24 protein-coding genes are annotated in these 23,297 nt (G+C 41.3%); 19 read left to right on the top strand and 5 right to left on the bottom strand.

The window, feature by feature from the left end; genetic code table 11:
• Positions 1–43: 43 nt before the first annotated feature.
• Together KIH23_RS12040 and KIH23_RS12045 are read right to left on the bottom strand one after the other, a co-directional pair.
• Positions 44–736 (bottom strand): SIMPL domain-containing protein, encoded by a 693-nt coding sequence (locus KIH23_RS12040; protein ID WP_213213742.1) that lies wholly within the window; start codon positions 734–736, stop codon positions 44–46.
• A 49-nt stretch (positions 737–785) separates the two neighbouring features.
• A complete protein-coding gene (locus KIH23_RS12045) occupies positions 786–1,427 on the bottom strand; it encodes a rhomboid family intramembrane serine protease (RefSeq protein ID WP_213213743.1) in 642 nt (213 codons plus the stop codon).
• A 105-nt stretch (positions 1,428–1,532) separates the two neighbouring features.
• Between KIH23_RS12045 and KIH23_RS12050 the strand changes: the two genes are divergently transcribed.
• The gene (locus KIH23_RS12050; protein ID WP_213213744.1) at positions 1,533–2,405 is read left to right on the top strand and encodes a lysophospholipid acyltransferase family protein; all 873 of its coding nucleotides are present in this window, start codon (positions 1,533–1,535) and stop codon (positions 2,403–2,405) included.
• On the opposite strand, the gene KIH23_RS12055 is transcribed toward KIH23_RS12050, so the two are convergent.
• Together KIH23_RS12055 and glmM are read right to left on the bottom strand one after the other, a co-directional pair.
• Positions 2,406–3,902, bottom strand: coding sequence for an aminotransferase class V-fold PLP-dependent enzyme (locus KIH23_RS12055; RefSeq protein ID WP_213213745.1), 1,497 nt, complete (start codon positions 3,900–3,902; stop codon positions 2,406–2,408). It lies immediately after the preceding gene.
• A gap of 143 nt (positions 3,903–4,045) precedes the next feature.
• Complete coding sequence (glmM, locus tag KIH23_RS12060; RefSeq protein ID WP_213213746.1) at positions 4,046–5,434, bottom strand: phosphoglucosamine mutase; 1,389 nt, start codon at positions 5,432–5,434, stop codon at positions 4,046–4,048.
• Positions 5,435–5,728: 294 nt separating this feature from the next.
• Between glmM and KIH23_RS12065 the strand changes: the two genes are divergently transcribed.
• The 18 genes from KIH23_RS12065 (at position 5,729) to KIH23_RS12150 (ending at position 22,131) form a co-directional block, all read left to right on the top strand.
• Positions 5,729–6,886, top strand: coding sequence for a hypothetical protein (locus KIH23_RS12065; protein WP_213213747.1), 1,158 nt, complete (start codon positions 5,729–5,731; stop codon positions 6,884–6,886).
• A 43-nt stretch (positions 6,887–6,929) separates the two neighbouring features.
• Complete coding sequence (locus KIH23_RS12070) at positions 6,930–8,354, top strand: glycosyltransferase family 2 protein (RefSeq protein ID WP_213213748.1); 1,425 nt, start codon at positions 6,930–6,932, stop codon at positions 8,352–8,354.
• A gap of 1 nt (position 8,355) precedes the next feature.
• Entirely contained in the window at positions 8,356–9,594 is a 1,239-nt protein-coding gene (locus KIH23_RS12075) for a YaiO family outer membrane beta-barrel protein (RefSeq protein WP_213213749.1), read from the top strand.
• 11 nt (positions 9,595–9,605) lie between these two features.
• Positions 9,606–9,965 (top strand): response regulator transcription factor, encoded by a 360-nt coding sequence (locus tag KIH23_RS12080; protein ID WP_213213750.1) that lies wholly within the window; start codon positions 9,606–9,608, stop codon positions 9,963–9,965.
• A gap of 44 nt (positions 9,966–10,009) precedes the next feature.
• Positions 10,010–11,125, top strand: a complete 1,116-nt coding sequence (locus KIH23_RS12085; RefSeq protein WP_213213751.1) for a hypothetical protein — start codon at positions 10,010–10,012, stop codon at positions 11,123–11,125.
• A 53-nt stretch (positions 11,126–11,178) separates the two neighbouring features.
• Entirely contained in the window at positions 11,179–11,763 is a 585-nt protein-coding gene (locus KIH23_RS12090) for an ACP phosphodiesterase (RefSeq protein ID WP_213213752.1), read from the top strand.
• Complete coding sequence (gene ggt, locus KIH23_RS12095; protein WP_213213753.1) at positions 11,760–13,430, top strand: gamma-glutamyltransferase; 1,671 nt, start codon at positions 11,760–11,762, stop codon at positions 13,428–13,430. The genes KIH23_RS12090 and ggt overlap by 4 nt, the downstream gene beginning before the upstream one ends.
• 38 nt (positions 13,431–13,468) lie before the next feature.
• Positions 13,469–15,253, top strand: a complete 1,785-nt coding sequence (locus tag KIH23_RS12100) for a chloride channel protein (RefSeq protein ID WP_213213754.1) — start codon at positions 13,469–13,471, stop codon at positions 15,251–15,253.
• 264 nt (positions 15,254–15,517) lie between these two features.
• Complete coding sequence (locus KIH23_RS12105) at positions 15,518–15,865, top strand: DUF2200 domain-containing protein (RefSeq protein ID WP_213213755.1); 348 nt, start codon at positions 15,518–15,520, stop codon at positions 15,863–15,865.
• 61 nt (positions 15,866–15,926) lie between these two features.
• The gene (locus KIH23_RS12110) at positions 15,927–16,580 is read left to right on the top strand and encodes a hypothetical protein (protein WP_213213756.1); all 654 of its coding nucleotides are present in this window, start codon (positions 15,927–15,929) and stop codon (positions 16,578–16,580) included.
• A gap of 25 nt (positions 16,581–16,605) precedes the next feature.
• The gene (locus KIH23_RS12115) at positions 16,606–16,905 is read left to right on the top strand and encodes a DUF1905 domain-containing protein (RefSeq protein WP_213213757.1); all 300 of its coding nucleotides are present in this window, start codon (positions 16,606–16,608) and stop codon (positions 16,903–16,905) included.
• Between the two features lie 46 nt (positions 16,906–16,951).
• Complete coding sequence (locus KIH23_RS12120; RefSeq protein WP_213213758.1) at positions 16,952–17,386, top strand: hypothetical protein; 435 nt, start codon at positions 16,952–16,954, stop codon at positions 17,384–17,386.
• Positions 17,387–17,486: 100 nt separating this feature from the next.
• A complete protein-coding gene (locus KIH23_RS12125) occupies positions 17,487–18,461 on the top strand; it encodes a T9SS type A sorting domain-containing protein (RefSeq protein WP_213213759.1) in 975 nt (324 codons plus the stop codon).
• Between the two features lie 36 nt (positions 18,462–18,497).
• Positions 18,498–19,874, top strand: coding sequence for a YCF48-related protein (locus KIH23_RS12130; protein WP_213213760.1), 1,377 nt, complete (start codon positions 18,498–18,500; stop codon positions 19,872–19,874).
• A 26-nt stretch (positions 19,875–19,900) separates the two neighbouring features.
• Positions 19,901–20,479: a hypothetical protein gene (locus tag KIH23_RS12135; protein ID WP_213213761.1), complete on the top strand. Its 579-nt coding sequence runs from the start codon at positions 19,901–19,903 to the stop codon at positions 20,477–20,479.
• 145 nt (positions 20,480–20,624) lie between these two features.
• A complete protein-coding gene (locus tag KIH23_RS12140) occupies positions 20,625–20,813 on the top strand; it encodes a hypothetical protein (protein ID WP_213213762.1) in 189 nt (62 codons plus the stop codon).
• Between the two features lie 350 nt (positions 20,814–21,163).
• Complete coding sequence (locus KIH23_RS12145; RefSeq protein ID WP_213213763.1) at positions 21,164–21,934, top strand: DpnI domain-containing protein; 771 nt, start codon at positions 21,164–21,166, stop codon at positions 21,932–21,934.
• Positions 21,931–22,131 (top strand): hypothetical protein, encoded by a 201-nt coding sequence (locus KIH23_RS12150; RefSeq protein WP_213213764.1) that lies wholly within the window; start codon positions 21,931–21,933, stop codon positions 22,129–22,131. Before KIH23_RS12145 ends, KIH23_RS12150 begins: the two co-directional genes overlap by 4 nt.
• Positions 22,132–22,133: 2 nt before the next feature.
• Here KIH23_RS12150 and KIH23_RS12155 read toward each other — a convergent pair whose 3' ends face one another.
• A complete protein-coding gene (locus KIH23_RS12155; protein WP_213213765.1) occupies positions 22,134–22,613 on the bottom strand; it encodes a DNA N-6-adenine-methyltransferase in 480 nt (159 codons plus the stop codon).
• Positions 22,614–23,297: the final 684 nt, after the last annotated feature.

Consider the following 23,297-nt stretch of genomic DNA (forward strand, 5'->3'; position numbering starts at 1 on the left):
TCTAAACACAAAATTTAGAGGCTTTTCTGTAATAAATTCTATTTTATTCAAGTACAAAACTCACCGAAGCATTGACCACAATTTCAATTTCACCGGCAGCCAGCGTTTCTCTCGGAGCCGCTGCTCCGTCAGCCATGGCCATGGCCTTCATTTCATACATGGGGCGCGGCGGATAATACGTCTGTGAATTATCAGAGATGTTGATGGCCTTACCCACTTTTTGATTCAAGACTGATACAAAATCTTCTGCTTTGGTCTTGGCATCTCGAATAGCCAGCTTTCTGGCCTCAGATTGCAACTGACTCATTTTAGATGATCTAAACTCAACATTGTCAATGCGGTTGATGCCAACTTCTGTCAAACCATCCATCAAAGCATCATATTTATTCAAATCTTTTAAAAGAACAGTAATGGTTTGGTTGGCAACATAATAATTTTTCTTTTTGTCGTAATCATAAGTCGGATAAAGTGATACGCGTTGGGTTTGATAATCTTCCTTAGCCAAATTAAATTTTTTCAGGTATTTAATAACCGCATCAATTTTGTTGTCGTTCTCATTTTTGACTTCGATGGCTTTGTTTCCTTTGGTTTCTACCGCAATTGAAATAGAAACCTGATCTGGAGTTACTTTTACTTTTCCTTCGCCCGATACGTTAATCATTGGAACTTGTTTGAATTCTTGCGCCTGAACAAAAGTTGTGCATAAGGCCAATAAAAAGAAGATTTGCTTTTTCATGATTAAGATATTTAAATTTTGTGTGTGCCTTTTACCAAATGTTGTGCCACTAGATTTTTCCGGATCTGGCCATAAAAAATAAAATTACTATCGGAACCAGCAACAAACCTACCATAAACGGCTCTTGGCTAAGCACTTGCGGATACTTAATCAGCGTGATTAAAAAACCGCCTACGGCCCCACCAAAATGTGCTGTATGCCCAATGTTGTCATTCTTGGCTTTCATACCATAAATTGAATACAACAAATAGCCAATCCCAAACAAATAAGCCGGAATCGGAATCGGGATAAAAAACAAATACAAACTCATGCCGGGCTCAAGCAAAATAGCCGAATACAATACACCGGTTACCGCGCCCGAAGCACCCACCGCTCGATAACTGTAGTCATCTTTGTGCATCATCAAAGTGAGCAAACTACCAAAAACAAGGCTGCCAAAATAGATGGTTAAAAAAGACAACGAATCCAAATAAGCTGTAACCACCGGAGCAAACATAAACAGCGTAAACATATTAAAAAACAAATGCCCAAGATCTGCATGCAAAAAGGCTGAACTAATCATACGAATATGTTCACCCGAGCGAATACTGCCAATATGAAATTCATATTTTCTAAAAAAAAGCAAGTCATTAAAAGCTTTAAAACTCACCAAAACATTGGCTGCAATCAGCAAAAGAAGCAAAGTGTTCATGTACCATTTTTATTTGCGTAAAAATAGTAAAATGTTTGTGTAGCTTTTGTTAAAATCACGGCAACAAATCAGGTTGATACGCTATATTTGTACAAATTTTTGTTGATGCAACTCATTGCTTACTTACTGGTTTATCCGATTCTTTGGTTGATTTCAATGCTTCCGTTCAGATTGCTCTATACTTTGTCTAATGGAATTTACCTACTTCTATACTACGTCATTGGTTATCGAAAAAAAACGGTGCGCCAAAATTTAGCGTTGGCACTACCGCATTTAAGTGATGCTGAACGCTTGAAAATTGAAAAAAAATCATTTCGCCATTTGTGCGACATGTTTCTTGAGATGATCAAAACCATGAATATTTCGCAAAAAGAAATTGAAAAACGCTTTGTATTTACCAACCTTGAAGAATATAAAAAATTAGAGCAAAAAGGAAAAAGCATCGCCATGATGTGCGCGCATTACGGTAGTTATGAATGGGCTATTTCTATCAATCGCCACATAGCTTTTGAAGGATTCGCGATATACAAACGCATCCGCAACAAACATTTTGACAACTTGGTCAAGAAAATTCGTTCCCGATTCAAAGCGCATTTAATCACCACCAAAGAAACCATTCCAACCATCAAAGAATGTACGCGCAGCGGTAAGCTCGGAATCTTTGGTTTTGCCTCTGACCAAACCCCAAAATTGAGTTCGGCTTTTCACTGGAAAAAATTCATGGGTGTTGAAGTTCCGGTACACACAGGCGCTGAAATGTTGGCCAAACGCCACGATATGAATGTGATATTTTTAAAAGTGCGCAAGATAAGCCGCGGACATTACCAAGCCAGCTTTGAGAATTTCTATGAAAATGTTCAGCAATATCCTGATTACACCATCACGGATGATTTCATGGAAATGGTTGAATCACAAATTCATGAAGCGCCCGAATTTTACTTCTGGATCCACAAGCGCTGGAAACACAAAAAAAGCTAACTATAACTTAAACCATTGGTCAAGCAGTTGTTTTTGAGTTGCATTGGCCTTTTTATGCGTAAACTCATTGGTTTGTGCATTATAAGTATAATCTGCCGACCAGTTTTTGTGATTTTGAGCCAAGGCTTTAATGCACGCACAAACGTATTCAATCTCAGCATTGGTGGTGGTTGGGTGAATAGACAACCTAATCCATCCCGGTTTTTCGATCAAATTGCCCGAGTCAATCAAACAAGTAAGTTTGTGTGAAGTATCTTGATCAACATTGAGCAAATAATGGCCATAAGTTCCGGCACAACTGCAACCGCCACGGGTCTGAATACCAAAACGGTCGTTGAGCAATTTAACGCCCAGATTAAAGTGCAGGTCATCAATATAAAAAGAGATAACACCCAATCGCTCGCGGTGTTGTGCCGCCAGAATCTTTAAATTATCTATGCTGCCGAGTTCATTAAAAACATAATGAACTAATTCATGCTCGCGCTGCAAGATTTTTTCAACGCTCATTTGTTCTTTGAGCTGAATAGCCAAAGCTGTTTTGATGGCTTGTAAAAACCCCGGTGTTCCGCCGTCTTCGCGATCTTCAATATTCTCAACATATTTGTGTTCGCCCCACGGATTGGTCCAAGCAACCGTTCCACCACCCGGATGATCAGGCGCTCCGTTGCGGTATAGCTTTTTGTTGAATACCAAAACACCGCTGGTGCCCGGTCCGCCCAAAAATTTATGCGGCGAAAAGAAAATAGCATCAAGCGCGCAATCCTCATCTACCGGATGCATATCAATGTTTACATAAGGGCCTGAACACGCAAAATCAACAAAACAATAACCATTGTAGCGATGCATGAGTTTGGCTACCTCGTGATAAGGTGTTTTAATGCCCGTAACATTAGAACACGAAGTAATCGAAGCAATTTTAACCGAACGATCTTTGTATTTTGCTACATAGCTTTCAAAAGCATCCAAACACAAAATACCATCGGCCGAAGCCGGAACTACAATCACTTCAGCTATCGTTTCAAGCCAAGACGTTTGGTTAGAATGATGCTCCATATGAGACACAAACACCACCGGGCGATCGGTCAAATCCAAAGTCGTTCTGGCCTTGAGCGATTCAGGAACTTTAAGCCCCAAAATACGCTGAAACTTATTGACTACGCCCGTCATCCCTGAACCATCGGTAATCAAAACGTCATCGGCCGAGGCATGAACGTGTTTTTTGATGATTTCTTTGGCCTGATGATACGCCAAGGTCATCATCGTGCCGGTAATGGTGGTTTCAGTATGCGTGTTGGCTACAAATTGCCCGAAATCATTGGTGAGTTTTTCTTCAATGGGGCGATACAATCTTCCGCTGGCCGTCCAATCAGTATATACAATTTTCTGCTGCCCAAACGGCGATTCAAAAGTTTGATTGATGCCAATAATGTTCTGACGAAAAGGCAAAAAGTACTTTTCAAGTTCCGTAGACAAAACAGCTGAAGTGGTATCGTTCATGACGTAAAATTTGCTGCCAAAGATAAGTGATTTTGTTATTTTGAGGCTATCGAAATCGTTTGAAATTTGCAAACAATCAAAGCATATAAAATAAAAAACCCGGAAAATAATCCGGGCTTCAAATAATTTGATTTGTATGTAAATTAAATGCCAGCAATCGCTTTGATTTCATCAATGATGCGCAAAGCCAAAGCATCGGCTGCCGCTTGGTTGGGCGCTTCGGTATAAATACGAATAATCGGTTCGGTATTCGATTTGCGCAAATGCACCCATTCGGTAGCGAAGTCAATTTTTACTCCGTCAATGGTGGATATGTCTTCATGCTGATATTTCTCAGTCATCGCTTTCAAAATAGCATCCACATCAATCTCTGGGGTGAGCTCAATTTTGTTTTTGCTCATAAAATACTGCGGATAGCTCGCGCGCAATTCAGCCACGGTTTTGTCCATTCCGGCCAAATGTGTCAAGAACAAAGCCACACCTACCAAGCTGTCACGTCCGTAGTGTAATTCCGGATAAATAATACCGCCGTTGCCTTCGCCACCAATGATGGCATTGGTTTTCTTCATGAGTTCAACCACATTCACCTCGCCTACTGCACTGGCTTGATAGCTTCCGCCGCGTTGTTGGGTCACATCGCGCAAAGCTCTTGAAGATGACATATTTGATACGGTATTGCCCGGTGTTTTACTCAGTACATAATCGGCCACCGCCACCAAAGTATATTCTTCACCAAACATTTCACCATCGTTCGAAATAAAAGCCAAACGGTCTACATCCGGATCAACCACGATGCCGAAATCAGCTTTTTCTTGAACCACAAGCGCACAGATATCGCCCAAATGTTCTTTTAAAGGTTCCGGATTGTGCGGAAAATGTCCGTTGGGTTCACAGTATAACTTAACCACCTCAACACCCATTTGCTCTAATAAGTTTGGAATAATAATTCCGCCGGATGAGTTCACACCATCCACCACCACTTTGAATTTTCTGGCAGCCACCGCATCAACATCTACCAATGGTAATTGGAGCACTTCATCAATATGAATATCCATATAACTGTCGTTTGCAGTCACAGTGCCCAACCCATCAACTTCTGAAAAATCAAAAGCTTCGGCCTCAGCAATCGCTAAAATTTCGGCGCCGTCAGCTCCGCTCAGAAACTCGCCTTTTTCGTTGAGTAATTTAAGGGCGTTCCATTGTTTCGGATTGTGTGAAGCAGTAAGAATGATTCCGCCATCAGCTTTTTCAAGCGGCACGGCTACTTCAACCGTTGGCGTGGTTGACAAACCCAAATCAACTACATCAATGCCCAATCCTATTAACGTATTCACCACCAAATTGTGGATCATCGGGCCTGAAATACGCGCATCTCGACCAATTACTACATTGAGTTTTGCTTTATTGTGGTGTTTTTTGAGCCAAGTTCCGTAGGCAGAAGCAAACTTAACCGCATCAACGGGTGTGAGGTTATCACCGACCTTTCCGCCAATGGTTCCGCGGATGCCTGAAATTGATTTTATTAGTGTCATTTTGATTGTTTTGTTAAAATATTGGGTTTTTCTTACGGCAAAAATAACACGCTCAGCCCTTTATAAATGGGCGTTTGTCATTTTTTTTACAAAAAATATTAACTTTTTTAAACCTTTTTTAACATCAATTCGTAGTTTAGCTACAAGTATGATCCCCAAATCTGCTTAAAATGTATTATTAACCTAATCAAAAGATTGACAGGCCAAACATTAAAAGTGCCGAACAAAAGCAACTAAAGTTTCCCAAAGCAATAGTTGTTTCCCAATCCAAACTTAACCTAATCTACTAAATCTATGAAACAATCACTAGACCTATTGCTATGGCATAGACTTGATTGGTATGTTACTGCATCATCCAGACAAACGCAAATTGAAACTGCTGCCAAAGTTTATGCATTTCTTCAGAACTACTTCATTCCGTTTTCACTTCTTTTTTTGATGACCATTGTTACTATAATTGTACACCGACGTATGAATTTAGACAAGACTGATCAACGCAAAATGGAACTCGAAGACAAAACCAATGATTTTTTAACCGACGTTATTTTTCTCAACTACAACCACATTGAGATCTTGGCCAAAATTGACCAATTCAATCTTGAAGTGGTACAGAATTGTCCGAAAATCAGATCTTTTGTTCAGAAAAAAATCCTCAAAATCAAGCAAAGTATCAAAGATATGAACCACGATAGGATCATCTTTATCTACAACACTTTTGGTTTTGACAAAGAAACCGAAAGAATGCTCAAACACGGTGATTGGGCCGACAAGTCAGAAGCTTTTGAACATTACACTATTTTAGATGCCAAACACAAGGTTTTGACCATCAAGCCATATTTGTCAAGCAGCAATGATTTCTTGCGTTCTAATGCTTTGATTGCTTTGATTTCATTGTCAGACCAAAACTTTGACATCTTAAACGATATTGATTTTGAAATCAGCAAAGCCGATGAAATCAAAATCCTCAATGTGATTTACGAAAAAGAAGTACCGCTACCCAGCAATATTGAGCAATGGCTCATGAGCGCAAATGCCTCAACGGTGAGTATTGCCATTAAATTAGCCGTTCGTTATCAGTATGGTTTTAGCGCTGAACAATTAGAACATTTATTGCACCATTCTAATCCGATGATTCGTCGCGAAATCATCAAAGCCATTCGCGATTTGAAAATTGACGAGGTAGGGAATTTACTCATTGAACTGTATAAAGTTGAAACGTTCTTAAAAAACAAATTGACCATTTTAAAAACTTTACGCCCTGACAACAAAGGAATTGTATTGAACTTTTTAAAAAAGAACTTCTTTAAAGAAACCAATACTGATTTGAAGTTTCAGTTGGTGAGCGCCATCCATATGTTTGACAAAAAATTCTTTGATCAAATAGTTTATGAAAACCCACAAGAACAAGCCATCATTAACCAAATGTTATCACACTATGAAATAGCCGCATAATTTATTAACCAATCCTCGTCCAAAACAATCAAAACAAACCAAATTGAACTCTACATCTTATACCATCCTGTTTCTGGAAATTTTTTTCGGATGCTTCTCAATTGGCTATGTAGTTGTATACTGCATTCTCGGTGTGAAGTCATTTAGAGAAATCAAGAAATACTACAACCATGCAGAATTTCTCAACAAAGATATTCTGATTAAATCAAACAACAGCCGAGGTGTATCGGTGGTGGCGCCTGCATATAACGAAGGTATGACCATTGTGTACAACGTCAAATCGCTGCTCTCACAAGAATACCCGAAATTTGAAATCATCATTGTCAACGATGGCAGTACCGATGATACCATGGAACGCCTGATTGCCGAATTTGATTTGGTCAAGATCAATTTCTTTTATCAGCAAAAGGTTCCTTCGGCTGCTATTCGCGGACACTACAAATCAACCAACCCGATTTACAGCAAATTACTTGTTGTTGACAAAGAAAACGCCAAGAGTAAGGCCGATGGGGTCAACGCCGGAATCAACTCGGCCCAATACGACTTATACATTTGCGCTGATGTTGATTGCATCTTGCGCAAAGACACCATTGCCATGCTCGTAAAACCTTTTATTGAAAGCAAAGCACGCGTCATTGCTGCCGGCGGGGCCATCCGCCTTTCAAACTCTTGTGAATTCCGCGAAGGAATGCTCTATAAGTCCCATTTTCCGAAAAACTTCTTTGCCCGTTTTCAAGAACTTGAATACATCCGCGCTTTTCTATACGGTCGTATGGCTTGGAGCCGTATGAACGGTTTACTCCTGGTCTCTGGTGCCTTGGGTATTTTTGACCGCGAAATTGTAATCGAAGTAGGTGGTTACAAAAAAGAATGCTTGGGTGAAGACATGGAACTCGTTACGCGTATGCGCAAATACATGCACGAGAAAAAAGAAGATTTCAGAATTGTTTACTTGCCTGAATCACTATGCTGGACCGAAGGCCCGTCTGACCGAACCATATTTTTAAGACAGCGTGTGCGTTGGGCCCGCGGACTCATTCAAAGCATCAACATGCACCGCGATATGATGCTCAATCCCGCCTATGGAATTACCGGAATGGTGGTGCTTCCCTATTTTTTACTCTTTGAATTTGCCGTACCCATTTTAGAGGTCATCGGTTTGATTGTCTTTATTGTTGACGTTATGTTCTTTGGTGTGAATTATCCGTTTTTAATTACCATCAGCGTGGCGGTTTATTTCTTTTATGCCTTTGTAACGCTCGTTTCGGTTTATATGGATCAGCTCATATACAAACAATACTCAAACGTCAAAGACATGTTTACCCTCATAGCCATGGTGTTTCTTGAGCCAATTTTATATCACCCGATCAATGTTTATGCATCACTCAAAGGCTATTATCAGTTCTTTACCAAAAAAGAAAAGAAATGGGGCGAAATGACGCGTCAAGGGTTCAACAAAACTGAATAACATGAAAAAATATATCCTCATCTTGTTGTTGATTACTACTACAGCAAAAGCACAAAAGCGCGATGTTGACAGTTTGTTGCAATCGTCGTTAAAACAACTACAACTCAAAAAATACGAGCAAGCCAAGGCCGAAGCCAAATTAGGACTCGAATTATCACCCAACTATGTTGATTTTCATCTGGTTTTGGGGCAGTATTATCGTTTTACCCAAAAGGCTGACAGCGCGGTTTATCATTTTGAAAAAGTACTCGAGCGTTCTCCGGGTTATCATGAAGCAAGAGTAGCGCTGATCAGAACCGAACTAAGTCGAAAAAACGCAACAAAAGCCGACGCACTGATTCGCGATGGTTTAAACCAAAAAGGCAACCTCAAAGAATTACACCAACTAGCGCTTCAGCGCATGGATACGGTGGGCAATGAAGAGGCAACGCAACAAAAACTTCAACAACTCATCGGTTTGTATCCTGAAGAAAAAAAATACCCGCAACGACTCAAAGAGCTCAAAAAAGGTGGCCGATTTGACAAAGTAGGTTTGTACCACAACTACACCACGTTTTCACGCTCGGGCATCGGCCCATGGCACTTGAGCTCATTGTTTTACAGTCATGCCACAAAATACGGAGGCATCATCGGCCGATACAGCTACACCCAGCGCACCTATTCAAATTCAAAAATTGATGACGCTTTGTATGAAATCGAAGCTTATCCGCGCTTAGGCAAAAAAAACTACCTCTACTTGTTGGCCGGTGCCGGAAGCAAGAATTTGTTTCCGAAGTTTACCTCAGCCATGTCACTATACCACAATTGGGGTAAGGGCTGGAATACTGAAACAGGCTTTAGGTATCTCAGAAGCTCTGACCGCGCCAGAATTACTCCGGTTTTGGGTGTAGAGTATTACTTAGGTTCTCACTGGTTTAATTATAAAATTCAAACCAACCTTGAACACGCAACTGTATATACCTCGCATGTTTTCAATTACAGATACTACACCAAAAGCAACAACGATTATTGGAACCTGAGTTTCGGTTATGGCAACTCACCCGATGCCCGTGATATTTATTCCTTGGTGTTAAACGCACCCAATTTAGAATCGTATCGTTTGAGTAGCGGTTACCACATGAGCATCCAAAAATCACTGCTGGTCAATTTTAGCGCCATGATCAAACGCGAAGAATATATTTCACAAGCCTATCAAACCGAAATCAACCTAACCACCGGCCTGCAATGGGTCTTTAACTAAAAAACAAAATCATGAAAACCATCCTCATTATAGAAGACGATAAAATCATCAAAGGCATTATTGAGTTCTTGCTCAAAAAACAGGGCTTTAATATCGTATCTGCCGGCGACGGTATGGAAGGCATTGACAAAATTGACAGCAGTAGCCCCGACCTAATCATTACCGATGTGATGATGCCGTTTAAATCCGGACTTGAAATTATTGCCTACAGCAAAAACAAAAACCCCAATGTACCCATTGTAATTATTTCATCGCTGGGCAAAGAAGACAATACCGTAAAAACAGCCTTTGATTTAGGGGTTGATGATGTCTTGGCCAAACCTTTTAATCCCGGACAATTGGCAGATATTGTCACCAGACTGCTCAACTAAAACTCCTCAATTAAGCAACCTTTAAACTACAAAAACACCAAACTATGGAAAGAGACGCTTTAAGATTTAAATTCAAACATGCCTTGATTTTCGGCGTTATTTTTACAGCCTTAGGATTCCCCTTAGGCTTGTTATCGCTTACCGTGGGGCCAACCCGAATGATTTCAAATTACTGTATCAGCCACGAAATCAGTGTTGAGACTGAAAATATTCTACAAAAGGTCTTTTTGTTTTTACTTGCCTTTTTCTTGATTTTAGCCTCACTCAAAGGCATGGATTTATTCGTCAATCGATTCAGAGCATTACATCGCACCATTTTATTGGTTTGTTGTGGTGTAAGCATTTTGGCCTCGGCCGCCATTTTTACCTTCAAACCCGAGTTGCTCATTGAAACCGACCAAAGAACCACAACCGAAACTTCAGGCGAAGCCGAATTTCATTTTGGTCCATATCCGGATGAAGCCAAACTTGAAAAACTCAAAAAACAGCGTTATGCAGGAATCATTTCTTTGCTCAACCCTATGGTAGTTCCGGCCGAGCCTATTTTGATGAAACAAGAAAAAGAAAACACCCAAAAAGTAGGTATTGAACTTATCTCAGTTCCGATGTTGCCTTGGATTTCTGAGAACGATTCTTCAAAAATAAAAATCAAAGAAATTGCCAAAACCTTCAAAGGCAAATACTATGTGCATTGTTATCTCGGAAAAGACCGCGCCAATGTTTTTAAACGACTCATCAGCGAAGCCAACACCAAAATCAAAGTAAGTTCTGAACTCAAGGTGCGCTCTATTGCCAAAAAAGAACGATTTGAAAGAGGGCCGCTGGTCTTGCTCGAAAAAGACGTTTACCTCGCTCCTTACCCAACCGATGAAGAGTTTTTTGCTTATTTGCTCAACGGACAAGTCAAAACCGTAGTCAGTATGCTTGATCCTAAAAACCCCGATGAAAAAGCGCGCGTCGAAAAAGACATTTGGGTCATGGATTCACACCATCAGAGCTTTTTAAATTATCCGCTACGCGAGAGAGACCGCGACGACCAAATCAGAACTTTGTGCAAAAAAATAAAAGCCTTGCCCAAACCGGTAGTCGTTTATGCCTACAAGTCTGATTCGTATATGGCTAAGAACTTTGTCAAAATATACCAAAATCAAGGCAAGTAAAATCGGTGCTGTGAATTTTGTTATCTTTAACGAGCGAACATTAAAAAGCAGCAATGAACTTTCTGGCGCATATTTATCTATCTGGCAATGATGAGCTCATCAAAATTGGCAACTTTATGGCCGATGGCATCAGGGGGAATCACCTTGAAACATGGCCAGAAGCTGTAATCAAAGGAGTTCGCTTACATCGTGCTATTGATACGTATACCGATGCGCATCCGGTTTTTAGGCAAAGTACCAAACGTTTGCACGCACGGTACCATCATTATGCCGGGGTAATCGTCGATTTGATCTATGACCATTTCTTGGCCAAAAATTGGCTGGAGTATAGTTCTGAACCGCTTGAAGCTTATGTACAGCAATTCTACGATTCGCTTGAAGCGCACCGCGAAATACTCACCGAAAAAACCCTCGGGCTCATGCCTTATATGCTGCAATACAATTGGTTGGTGAGTTACCGAACCCTTGAAGGCATTGGCCGAATTTTACACCAAATGGACCACCGTACACAGCAGCGCTCGGGCATGCGTCATGCCGTTGAAGAACTACAAGCCCATTACGCCGAATTTGAACATGAGTTCACTACTTTTTTTATCGACCTCAGAGCCCATGTAGCCCAAAAAACCGCCGAACTATGAAGCATGCGCTCAGCCTATTGTTGTTGTTTTGGGCTTGGAGTACTCTGGCTCAAAAAGGCATCACTACCCAGCATGCCATGGTGGTATCGGCACGTATTGAAGCCTCAGAAATTGGTGCCGAAATCATGAAAAAAGGCGGTAATGCTTTTGATGCCATGATTGCCACCGAATTGGCTTTGGCAGTGGCTTATCCGTATGCAGGCAATATTGGTGGTGGCGGGTTTATGGTATACCGCCAAGCCAACGGAACCACCGGCGCGCTTGATTACCGCGAAAAAGCACCCTCAGTCGCCCACCAAAACATGTACCTCAACGCCCAAGGCGAACCCATTGAAAAACGCAGCACCCACGGAGTTTTATCGGTGGGCGTTCCCGGAACCATAGCCGGTCTTTTTGCGGTGCACCAAAAATATGGCACTTTGCCCATGAATACTTTAATGGCTCCGGCCATTGCACTGGCCAAACGCGGAGTGGTCATTACAGAGCGGCAACTGCAACAAATCAACAAAAACCAACCCGAAATCATTCAAGTCAGTGGCCCCAATACCTGGTACGCTCAAACCTTTCATATAGGCGACACCATCAAATATCCCGCACTGGCACATACCTTAGAACGCATCAGTCAAAACGGATTAAAAGAGTTTTACCAAGGTGAAACCGCACAAAAGTTAGTGGGCTTTTTACAACAAAAAGGCGGTATCATCAGCTTAGAAGATTTAAAAAATTACACGCCCGTTTGGCGAAAACCGCATGTTTTTAAATTCAAAAAATGGCGCATTATCTCAATGTCGCCACCCTCAAGCGGAGGCATCACTTTGCATCAAATCATGCAAATGATCTCGCCCTACAACCTCAAAAAATATGGTCATAATCAAACGCGTTATGTGCAACTTATTACCGAAGCCGAGCGTCGCGCTTATGCCGACAGAAACTATTTTTTAGGCGACCCTGATTTTGTCAAAATCCCTACCAGCCAACTTGTTGACAAAAGTTACCTCAAACAACGCATGAAAAGTTTTTCATTTGAAAAAGCCACACCCTCGGTACAAGTCAGTCATGGCACCATTGACTTTTCTGAAAGCGATGAAACCACCCACTACTCTATTGTTGATGCATTGGGCAATGCAGTAGCCGTGACTACTACGCTCAACGGGGCGTATGGTTCTAAACTGTATTGTGATGAACTGGGGTTTTTCTTAAACAATGAAATGGACGATTTTAGCCTCAAACCCGGAACGCCCAACAGCTACGGATTGGTTGGAGCCCAAGCCAACAGTATTGCGCCCAACAAACGCATGCTGAGCTCTATGACACCCACCATTGTTGAAAAGGGCGGAAAACTTGAAATGGTGTTGGGCTCACCGGGCGGTTCAACCATTATTACCTCGGTTTTACAAACCATCCTCAACAAAGAAATCTTTGGCATGAGCATGCAACAAGCCGTTGATGCGCCCAGGTTTCACCACCAATGGTTGCCCGACGAGATTACTTTTGAACCCGACAGTTTTAATGCTCAAACATTGAGACAACTTCAAGAGCACGGTTACAAAACGGTCCAAAAAGAAATGCCCGTGATTGGCAAAGTAGATGCCATCTACCAAAAGCCAGACGGAAGCCTCGAAGCCGGCGCCGACAAACGCGGTGATGATGCCGCAGCCGGATTTTAAAGAATTAGTCTTATCTTTGACGTTTATTTTTGATTTAAATGCTGCGCAAATTTATCCGAAGAACCGAACTGATTGTCAGCTGGGCCAAAAGCAAGCTTACCAACAAGCAGTTCATTTTTTTATCAAGTGTTTTGGTCGGAATCTCAGCAGCCTTTGCGGTAATTCTACTCAAATCATTTGCGCACAAGGTATACTCATTTGCCACTTCAATCAACGGAATTCTCAAGCTTAGTTTTATCAACTCAGTATTGCCAGTAGTGGGAATTTTGCTTACCGTATTGGTCATACGCAAAGTCTTGGGGGGCACTATTGAAAAAGGCACTTCACAGATTTTGTATGCAGTAGCCAAAAAGGCAGGTATTATTCCGCGCAAGCAAATGTATGCGCAAATTGTAACCAGCTCACTCACTGTTGGTTTGGGCGGATCAGCCGGACTTGAAAGCCCCATTGTGATTACCGGAGCGGCCTTCGGCTCTAATTATGCCCAGCGCTATGGGCTTAGCTACAAAGACAGAACGCTGCTTATTGGTTGTGGGGTAGCCGCCGGAATTGCAGCCGCATTTAACGCACCCATTGCCGGTGTTTTGTTTGCCATTGAAGTATTGCTGGTTGATGTGAGCATATCGGCCTTTACCCCCATTATGATTGCAGCAGCAACGGGCGCCTTGGTTTCGGCTATAGTGCTGGATGACACCGTACTTTTAAACTTTAGCCAAGAGCAAAACTTCAACTACAAAAACACCATCAACTATGTGCTGTTGGGTTTATTTACCGGCTTTATAGCGGTGTATTACGCCCGAAATTTTCAAAGAACCGAACACTTTTTCTCCCGACTCAAATTGGGCGTTTACAAAAAAGCCTTGTTGGGCTCACTCCTATTGGCAGTGATTATTTTTGTGTTTCCAACCTTGTTTGGCGAGGGTTATGAAAGCATCCGAATGCTCTCAGATACTGACCCCGGACAATTGCTTGACAACACTTTGTTTAGCGATTGGCGACACAACACTTGGGTTTTGATCATTTTTGTAGGTTGTACGATGTTGTTCAAAGCTTTTGCCACCGGAATCACTTTGGGCAGTGGCGGAAACGGAGGCAACTTTGCACCTTCCTTGTTCTTGGGTTCGTATGCCGGATTTTTATATGCCAAAACCCTCAACACCCTTGGATTAACCCATTTACCGGTAAGCAATTTTACGCTCGTGGGTATGGCCGGAATCTTAAGCGGATTGTTTCATGCGCCGCTTACCGCCATCTTCTTAATTGCCGAGATTACCGGAGGTTATGATTTGATGATTCCGCTGATGATTGTTTCGTCTATTAGTTATGCTATATCGCGCAGATTTGAACGCCACTCTATGGATGTCAAACAACTCGCCCGCAAAGGCCACGCGTTTACCAACAACAAAGACAAGAATATCTTATCAACGCTCGAAACCGAAAAAATCATTCAAACAGATTACCTCACCCTAGTGCCCGAAGACAATTTGATGCGCTTGGTTGATTTGATTTCACACTCCAACCAAGTTATTTTTGCGGTAGTCAATGACCACCAAGAATTGTTGGGCATCATACACTTTAACGATGTGCGCGAAATTATCTTTAGCAGTTTTAAGGTCAAATACACCCCGGTTTCTGAGGTGATGATACCGGCGATAGATGTGGTTTACCCAACCGACAGCATGGAAACCGTGATGAATAAATTTGAGAAAAGCAAAGTCAATTATCTGCCGGTGCTCAAAAACGGTAAATATGTTGGGTTTATTTCAAAAGCGCATGCGCTCGAGGCTTATAGAGAGAAGTTGAAGGCGATGATCATTGAGTAAGTTTAAGAAAGTTGAAAAAAGTTTAAGAAGTTTAGAGGTTGAATGTGGTGATGGGAGCGCAAAGTAACGCGAAGTGAGCACAAAGTTTAAGAGATGAATGCGTTGCGGTGATGGGGAGCACGAAGTAAAAGAAGTTGGCACAAAGTAACGCAATGTTGGCGCGAAGTTTAAAAAAGTTGAGGAAGTTGAATGCGGTGATGGGAGCGCGAAGTAAAAGAAGTTGACACAAAGTTGAAGAAGTTTAAAAAAGTTTAGGGTTGAATCATGAGCAACGAACGAATATATAAAATGATTTTTGCGAGCGTGTATCCGCTGTATGTGCAAAAAGCCGTCAAAAAAGGCCGTACTCAGGCCGAGGTAGATCAGGTCATTGGCTGGCTCACCGGATATAGCGAAACAGAATTGCAACAACAAATTGAACGCAAAACCACCTTTGAAACCTTTTTTAACGAAGCTCATTTACATCCGAATGCCTCCAAAATAACCGGCGTGATCTGTGGCTACCGCGTAGAAGAAATTGATGATGCCTTGGTGCAAAAGGTGCGGTATTTAGACAAGCTGATTGATGAATTGGCCAAGGGCAAAGCCATGGAGAAAATCTTGCGCAGCTAGCAGCTTATTTGGCCGTGTTCATGAATAATAATACATTAGTCTTTTGATTCACAAAATGCGAATGGTTCTCAGATATTTATTACTTCTTACTGGGTTGTTGAGTATTCCTCAAAGCTGGTCTCAAATGCGACCGGCCATTATTTTCTTTAAAACTGACAGTACTTCGGTTGAAGGATTTGGCGAAATCAAGAAAAACAAAATTCTCTTTAAAGTTGAAGAAAAAGACCAATCTTCTGAATGGACCCATGAAGTAGTCAAAGGCATTACTTTTTCAAGTTATGGCTATTCCGAAAAATACGAATATCTTCAGGTTGCACCCAAAAAAAAACCTATTTTGGTTCAAGTAGTTGATGAAGGAACGGCAACCTTATATTTGGATGTTTTTGTTGAAAATAATTTTTTCAAACCCATAATCCCGGTTTCAACAATCCATAGTACAGCAAACGGAATACAAACAACATCACTCACCACCTACAATACAGGATATAATTCTGACTTGAAAGCTGTTTTCTATGTCCGTCGCAAAAATGAGCTATATCCCACTAATTTATCATCGAGCTTTGCCAAAAAGGCTCCTAAGTATTTTGCTGATTGTGGTATATTGGTCAAAAAAATAAAAACCGGTGAATTTTCAACCAAGAACATTGAAGACTTAGTCAATTATTATAACAATTACTGTTATGATGAGGCTGCTGACACCCTACAGGAAGATTAGTTAGTAATAACCGTAATTTAAACTTTTGACCGCAAAAATCAAATATCAATTCACCGCGCAACCTTGGCAACATCAAAGCCCGGGCGGTTGGTGGTTTGTGACTTTGCCCACAGAAATGTCGGCTGAAATCAGAACACATTTAAAAGAATTTGAAGAAGGCTGGGGCCGATTAAAAGCTAAGGCACAAATCAATGCTACCCCTTGGGACACAGCCATTTGGTTTGACACCAAAGCCCAAAGTTATTTGCTACCGCTGAAAGCCGATGTAAGAAAAAAAGAAGCCATTGTGATTGGAAAAACTATTGAGGTAACGATTTGGGTATAAACAATGACCCTTAAAACAAATAAAACCAACTTCTAAAAAACAAAATATGAAACCTATTCGAATAGCCATAGCGCTCTTTTTCTTGAGTCTTCAATGGTGTGTAGCGCAAAAACAAAGCGTTGATTCGCTGGTAAAACAGTTAGACAATAAAGACGCCTATATTGTATTGACCTACACCATGTCGCCCAGAGTAAGCGGAACCTGCGCAAATGACTTGGTCAAAATCGGAAAAAAAGCCACACCCGAGCTCATCAAAGTGCTCGAAAACGCAAACCAAGGAATCATCGCTCATTTTATTCTTTCTGAGATCTGGAAAGATCAATGGCAAGAAGAAAACTGCTGCCGCATCAACAAGATCAATGGCGAAGAAATCATCACCCTCAATGAGCTTGAAATTCACATCAAAAACAACCTATTGTATGCCACCGCCCAAAGCTTACACAAAAACAAAGAGCGTTGGACTTTATTTTGGCAGGCTTGATAAAGACTTAGTGTGTCATTAAATTTGATATTACAACACAATATATCATTCAAATTAAATACCTTAGCAACACAGAATATCCACTTTAAACGCCTTATTTATGATTCAAAAACTACCTCTTCTGTTATTGTTTCCTTGCTTGGTTCACGCACAAACCACGCTGATTCCTGACTATCGTTTTGAGCGCGCCCTCATTGAACTGGGCATTGATACCGACCAAACTCTCAACGGACAAATGGCCACGCAAGATGCTTGGACGGTGACATTGCTTGAAATAAGACCGGGCTCACCCAACAATTATCCTTATCCGGCAATTGACTTTTATGACGGATTGATCCATAATTTTACCGGACTCGAAGCATTTGTCAACGTAGAACAACTCAACATTAGTTCTACAATGGCCGAACAAATCAATCTGAGCGGTTTGGTTGGTTTAAAGCATTTAATTTTGGGTGACAATATGCTTACGGGTATTGATGTTTCAAACAACCCACTTTTAGAAACTGTAGAAATAGCCAATGGCGGTGATGTTTATCCGATGAACAGCATTGGTGAACTTGACTTTAGCCACAACCCAAATATTCAGACCATTCATGCTATGGGCGTTGGCAAAATCAATTTGCGCAACAACAATAATCTTCAAAACGTGCAACTCAACATAGGTTGCTTTTATTGTTGGGGAGCGCCCGATGATTATATTGCAGGCAATGTTTGTCTGGCTGTTGACAATGCGCAAGCCGCCATCAATCAGCAAACACCATACAATACTTGGACTGTCAACCACCCCTACGTAACAGTACAATATGCCGATGAAATAGTGCAATGCTCTTTGAGTAGTGCCTATTTTGAAACCCAAAAAGCCATCTTGTTTCCCAATCCCACCCAAGATGTAATTCATCTACAAACCGACCAAAACATCACCGAAGTCAAACTCTACGACCTCACCGGAAGATTGGCCTTACAACTGTACAAACCCGGAAAAACCATAGCTTTAAACGCATTGTCTAGCGGGGTTTATCTGCTTGAAATACAAACCAATCAAGGTGTTTTTAGAGAGAAACTCATCAAAGAATAAAACAAACACCCCAACAAACAACTACTATTAAAACTCATGAAAAAAGTTCTATATCTCTCCGCTTTATTGTTTTCTATAAGCTTGTGTGCCCAAGACTTTTGGACTGAGTTTTCAACCGCGCAACCTACCGCATCAACCGGAGTTAGCAGCATATCAATGGTGAGCAATACAACCACTTGGCTGAGTATGTCTTGTGGCACAGTAGGTTGTACGCCCATTCGTCGGTATGCCAAAACCACCAATGGCGGAAACAGCTGGACCACCCAAGAAATTGATTTAGGCCCCAACACCAATCAGTTATTAATTGCCAACATCTCGGGCGTTTCTGACCAAGTGGCCTATGCAGCTGTATACCCAAACGCAGCCAATGTTTTTGGAGGCATCTGGCAAACTATCGATGGCGGAAATAGCTGGCAAAAACAAAGCTCGGCTGTGTTCACAAGCCCTAATTATTCTTTTCCGGATTTAGTGCATTTTTGGAATGCCAACGACGGGGTTGCTGTGGGTGATCCGGCCGATGGATATTTTGAAATGTACACCACCGCAGATAGTGGCAACAATTGGTCAAGAGTACCGATGTCAGTTTCATTGGTTCCTTTGGTTGACTATGAATATGGTGTGGTTGGTGGGTTTACCGTCAACGGCAACAGTCTATGGGCTTTCACCACCTTTGGTAGAATTATAAGAACCACTGATCGTGGATTAACTTGGTCTGTTTTTCAATCTCCGATACCCGATACACCTTGTTGCTTTTGTGATCCAAACCTACGGCCAACCATGGCTTTTACAGATGAAAACAATGGCTTGTTGCTTAGTACTGATTACCAATTGTTCAAAACTTCAGACGGCGGCGAAACATGGTCAATCGTTGATTGGTCTGGTGTGCTCAGAGATTTTAGCATTGCCCCTATTCCCGGTGTGCCCAATGCCTACATCTGTTTGGGAACTGACTGGGAAAGTGGCATCGATAGAGGTTCATCATACAGTATTGACGGTGGCTACACTTGGATCAACATCAACAACCACCCCGATTTGGTTCATGTAAACGGCAGCAGAATATCAATGCTCAACGAAGACTTTGGCTTTGCTGGTGGCTTTAATACCTCACCCACTGAAGGAGGCATTTTTCGTTGGGGCGGCGGGCCTATGTTGCGCAACGCGATATTGGCGCAGCAAGGTTTTGAGATCAAAGCATCTGTAGGCATCAGTCCGAATCCGGCGCGCGATCGTGTTTATTTGCAAACCGACCAACAAATCATTGAAGTCAAACTCTACGACCTCACCGGAAGATTGGCCTTACAACTACACAAGCCCGGCAAAACAATTGCTTTAAATGCCTTGTCCAGCGGCGCTTATCTGCTTGAAATACAAACCAACCATGGTGTTTTAAGAGAAAAACTCATCAAAGAATAAAACAAAACCAATACCTCAACCACTAAATGCTCATAAAATCATCTGTAATTTTTACGCGTACTTATGTCATTTTCTTTCTTTTATGCACAGCGCTCACGCACGCACAACTTGAGCCGGGCAAATATATTTCAGTAAATGTTGGCTTGGGGCTTTCAGCACCCGACGATGATTCAGAAGCCGGCGGGACCGGTTTTTATGCCCATGGCGAATATCTTGTATCGGTATATAAATGGTTCAGCATAAGGCCTTATGTCGGACTGGTCAATACCAACCCATTGAACCCCGATAGAGCATTAGATCAGCTTGGTTATGAGGTAACCACCAAAGCCCTGTTCTTTGGAAGCAAAATCAGATTGGCCGCACCAATACCTTATGTAGCTCCGTTTATCGAAACCGGCATGGGCTTATCTGTAGGCGCATTTAAAACCTACACCGAGTATACCGATATAAACAAAAAAGGCGTTTTTACCCACATCCCCTTTTCAATGGGTTTGGCCCTCGGAAAACACAACAACTTTGAGCTCGGCTTTACCTACCAATTTCATCAAACCGTAAAACAATCAAGCGGCACCATAGCTTTAGGTTATAATTTTGCACTTGATTAAAAAAGCTTTTTTAAACGCAACGGCGTAGCATTTTTTGTGACAAAGCTCTTTAAAAACTGATTTTACACAGCATTTTACAGGCACCGTAATAATGTGATTTCGCCACAACAGCTTTTGCCTATTTGAATCAAAACTGATCAAACCAATGGCTCGTTATTTCTGTATGGCTGTAGTCTTACTACTCACAAGTTGCCAAAGCGCCCGAGAACACCGCCCATGGAGCCAAATCTACATCAGTGAATTCAAACTCACCTATTTTGAAACCCTGCTGCAAAAAGCCTTTTTAAAAAAGCCACCGCTGCTGACCGCAGCCATTTTTCAGAACCCATCCTGACCGAATCATCGCGCGCACTCATTACGCCATACACCACCCAAGACGCGGCCCAAATCAAACAAGGCTCCATACAAAGCATAGGCCAGCGCGCCGAAGGTGCCCAAGGCAAACAGGTTTGGCGCTTTGCTTTGGAGCGCTATCACAGTACGTGGTTGGATCGGTTGGCGAAGGGGGAAGTTGGGAGGTTGAAGAGCATAAGTAAGTAATGCCCCAAAAGAAATTATCAGCATCCGCATGTTGATTAAATTATGGTTTGGGGTAAAAGTGAACGATTATTACCCATCGGGAGTTTTTAATTACCAACACCTTTGGCAGAGAAAATTCGGTTGGGTATATTTACTCCAAGAAATATGAATCTATCTTTTAATACTCAAATTGCCGAGGGTTACCATAGTAATTCACAAATTGCCCGTCTACTCACAGAAGATTGGGTTTTGAACAATTCCTATTGCCCTAATTGCGGAGATCACCAACTAGCTGAATTTGAAAACAACAGACCCGTTGCTGACTTCTTTTGCAAGAATTGTCAAGAAGAATTTGAGCTCAAAAGCAAAAACGGCAAATTGACTAATACGATTTCAGACGGTGCTTATACTACCATGATTGAGCGTATCAATGCCGAAAACAATCCTAACTTTTTCTTTTTGACCTATACGAAGCAGTGGGAAGTTGATAATTTTTTAATTGTTCCCAAACAATTTTTTACACCCGAAATCATCATCAAGCGCAAACCTTTAAGCGATCACGCCAAAAGAGCTGGTTGGATTGGATGTAATATAGATATTTCAAAAGTTTCAGATAGTGGAAAGGTGTTTCTCGTAAAAAACTCAACGGTCATTGAGCAAGATATTGTTCGAGAAACTTATCAAAAGACCCTATTTCTAAGAAATCAAAACAAAGAAACCAAAGGTTGGATTTTAGACATCTTGAATTGTATTGACCAAATCAAAAAACAAGCATTTAGCCTTGATGAAGTATACAAATTTGAAGAACAGCTCAAAATGAAACATCCCGAAAATCGTTTTATTAAAGATAAAATCAGACAACAATTACAAGTTTTGCGAGACAAAGGATTCATTGAGTTTACCAGCAGAGGTAATTATAAAAAAATCATCTTATGAAAAAGTTCATCTTTGTAACACCCGAAGGGAACACTCTTGCGCCCAACGGACAAGAATTCGAAAATTTACAAGTGATTGGTATTGTTGAAAACGCACTCAATGAAAACGAAGCGTTGAAAAAATTACTCCAAGAAAACCAGTGGATTTTTGACGGTGAGTATAATGTTGCTGAATTTATCTGTTATGAAATAGTTTAAGTTTAACGCAAACGCAAAAATTTACCTGCTATTCCCGATTTTTCTAAAGCCAAAGCATTCTCTATTCCGTAGGCAATAAAAACACTTGGTGCACCCGGAGTTCCTGCTTGAATACCTGTTACATGATAAAACTTAATCCTTCCTTTTACAAATAGAATAGCATCAGCGTCATCCCAAACATGCTCGAAAAAACACTTGGTTTCGGTTCTGGCAAATATCAAAGCTATTCCGTTTCTATGCATTTTGAGTTTTTCCATCCAGAGCTCCATACCGCGCCCATATGGTGGATTCATATATACCCTTCCCGACCATTCCTTTGACAAGCCGTCATCTTGAATGGTAAAATATTTTTTGGCGTGATAAAAAGGCGCATTAACCGGACTACATGGGTCTAAATCAAAATCTCCCAACTTTTTAACCAATTCAGGCGGGGTCAACCATTCAACTTTAGTCTGCTCACAACGTTCAAAAGATGTATTCATGTGAAAATCATTTGAAGCAAATATTAGATCAAAATTTTGATCACACAAGATCTAAATAGATCATTTTCAATAATTTATAAACAAATTAAAGAGCGCCTGAATATCAGTTTTTTATGTATTAAACCACAAAAACGAACTTGAAAACTTCTTACTGAGCGAACCTTATGAGGAATATAGTTTGGATATATCTTTTACAAAACAAAAATCATAATCCCCACTTCCCCCACCTCAACCCCATATCATCTTCGCCTTTTCTTTGTAAAAACCCCCTATTTTACAAAGGTGATTCAAACAAGAGTCAAACAAGAGTCAAACAACACTCAAACAAAATGCAAACGGCACTCAAACAAAATTGAAAGACCACTCAAAGAAATTTTTCTTTTTCATCCACATTTTTCGGCTGCATTGCTGTGGCAAAACCTTGCTAAAAACACTTTTGACCACAAAGCAAAAATCCTAATCCATCCCAAAAGCTGCTACAGCAAACACTCATAAAAGATTCACCTCAATAAATAAACGCCCAATTCATAGAGCGCAGCTGCTCAGCCGCTCAGCCGCTCAGGCACCAATTGGCACGGATTGCAAATCGGCGCTGTCTGGTTTTGAATCGTATATTCGACAAATATCCCTTCTGTCCTAAAGCGAAGCGGTCTTACAGCGAAGCGGTCGTTCTTCTCATTCCGA

The sequence above is a fragment of the Flavobacterium sp. CYK-55 genome, assembly GCF_018413465.1.
Taxonomy (GTDB): Bacteria; Bacteroidota; Bacteroidia; order Flavobacteriales; family Flavobacteriaceae; genus Flavobacterium.

Bases quoted from the DNA above. Each gene is read 5' to 3' on its own strand.
- KIH23_RS12065 (WP_213213747.1), top strand. From the start codon at position 5,729: ATGAAACAATCACTAGACCTATTGCTATGGCATAGACTTGATTGGTAT.
- KIH23_RS12090 (WP_213213752.1), top strand. From the start codon at position 11,179: ATGAACTTTCTGGCGCATATTTATCTATCTGGCAATGATGAGCTCATC.
- KIH23_RS12135 (WP_213213761.1), top strand. From the start codon at position 19,901: ATGCTCATAAAATCATCTGTAATTTTTACGCGTACTTATGTCATTTTC.
- KIH23_RS12145 (WP_213213763.1), top strand. From the start codon at position 21,164: ATGAATCTATCTTTTAATACTCAAATTGCCGAGGGTTACCATAGTAAT.
- ggt (WP_213213753.1), top strand. From the start codon at position 11,760: ATGAAGCATGCGCTCAGCCTATTGTTGTTGTTTTGGGCTTGGAGTACT.
- KIH23_RS12130 (WP_213213760.1), top strand. From the start codon at position 18,498: ATGAAAAAAGTTCTATATCTCTCCGCTTTATTGTTTTCTATAAGCTTG.
- glmM (WP_213213746.1), bottom strand. From the start codon at position 5,434: ATGACACTAATAAAATCAATTTCAGGCATCCGCGGAACCATTGGCGGA.
- KIH23_RS12100 (WP_213213754.1), top strand. From the start codon at position 13,469: ATGCTGCGCAAATTTATCCGAAGAACCGAACTGATTGTCAGCTGGGCC.
- KIH23_RS12075 (WP_213213749.1), top strand. From the start codon at position 8,356: ATGAAAAAATATATCCTCATCTTGTTGTTGATTACTACTACAGCAAAA.
- KIH23_RS12050 (WP_213213744.1), top strand. From the start codon at position 1,533: ATGCAACTCATTGCTTACTTACTGGTTTATCCGATTCTTTGGTTGATT.
- KIH23_RS12040 (WP_213213742.1), bottom strand. From the start codon at position 736: ATGAAAAAGCAAATCTTCTTTTTATTGGCCTTATGCACAACTTTTGTT.
- KIH23_RS12085 (WP_213213751.1), top strand. From the start codon at position 10,010: ATGGAAAGAGACGCTTTAAGATTTAAATTCAAACATGCCTTGATTTTC.
- KIH23_RS12105 (WP_213213755.1), top strand. From the start codon at position 15,518: ATGAGCAACGAACGAATATATAAAATGATTTTTGCGAGCGTGTATCCG.
- KIH23_RS12150 (WP_213213764.1), top strand. From the start codon at position 21,931: ATGAAAAAGTTCATCTTTGTAACACCCGAAGGGAACACTCTTGCGCCC.
- KIH23_RS12120 (WP_213213758.1), top strand. From the start codon at position 16,952: ATGAAACCTATTCGAATAGCCATAGCGCTCTTTTTCTTGAGTCTTCAA.
- KIH23_RS12080 (WP_213213750.1), top strand. From the start codon at position 9,606: ATGAAAACCATCCTCATTATAGAAGACGATAAAATCATCAAAGGCATT.
- KIH23_RS12125 (WP_213213759.1), top strand. From the start codon at position 17,487: ATGATTCAAAAACTACCTCTTCTGTTATTGTTTCCTTGCTTGGTTCAC.
- KIH23_RS12055 (WP_213213745.1), bottom strand. From the start codon at position 3,902: ATGAACGATACCACTTCAGCTGTTTTGTCTACGGAACTTGAAAAGTAC.
- KIH23_RS12155 (WP_213213765.1), bottom strand. From the start codon at position 22,613: ATGAATACATCTTTTGAACGTTGTGAGCAGACTAAAGTTGAATGGTTG.
- KIH23_RS12045 (WP_213213743.1), bottom strand. From the start codon at position 1,427: ATGAACACTTTGCTTCTTTTGCTGATTGCAGCCAATGTTTTGGTGAGT.
- KIH23_RS12110 (WP_213213756.1), top strand. From the start codon at position 15,927: ATGGTTCTCAGATATTTATTACTTCTTACTGGGTTGTTGAGTATTCCT.
- KIH23_RS12140 (WP_213213762.1), top strand. From the start codon at position 20,625: ATGGCTCGTTATTTCTGTATGGCTGTAGTCTTACTACTCACAAGTTGC.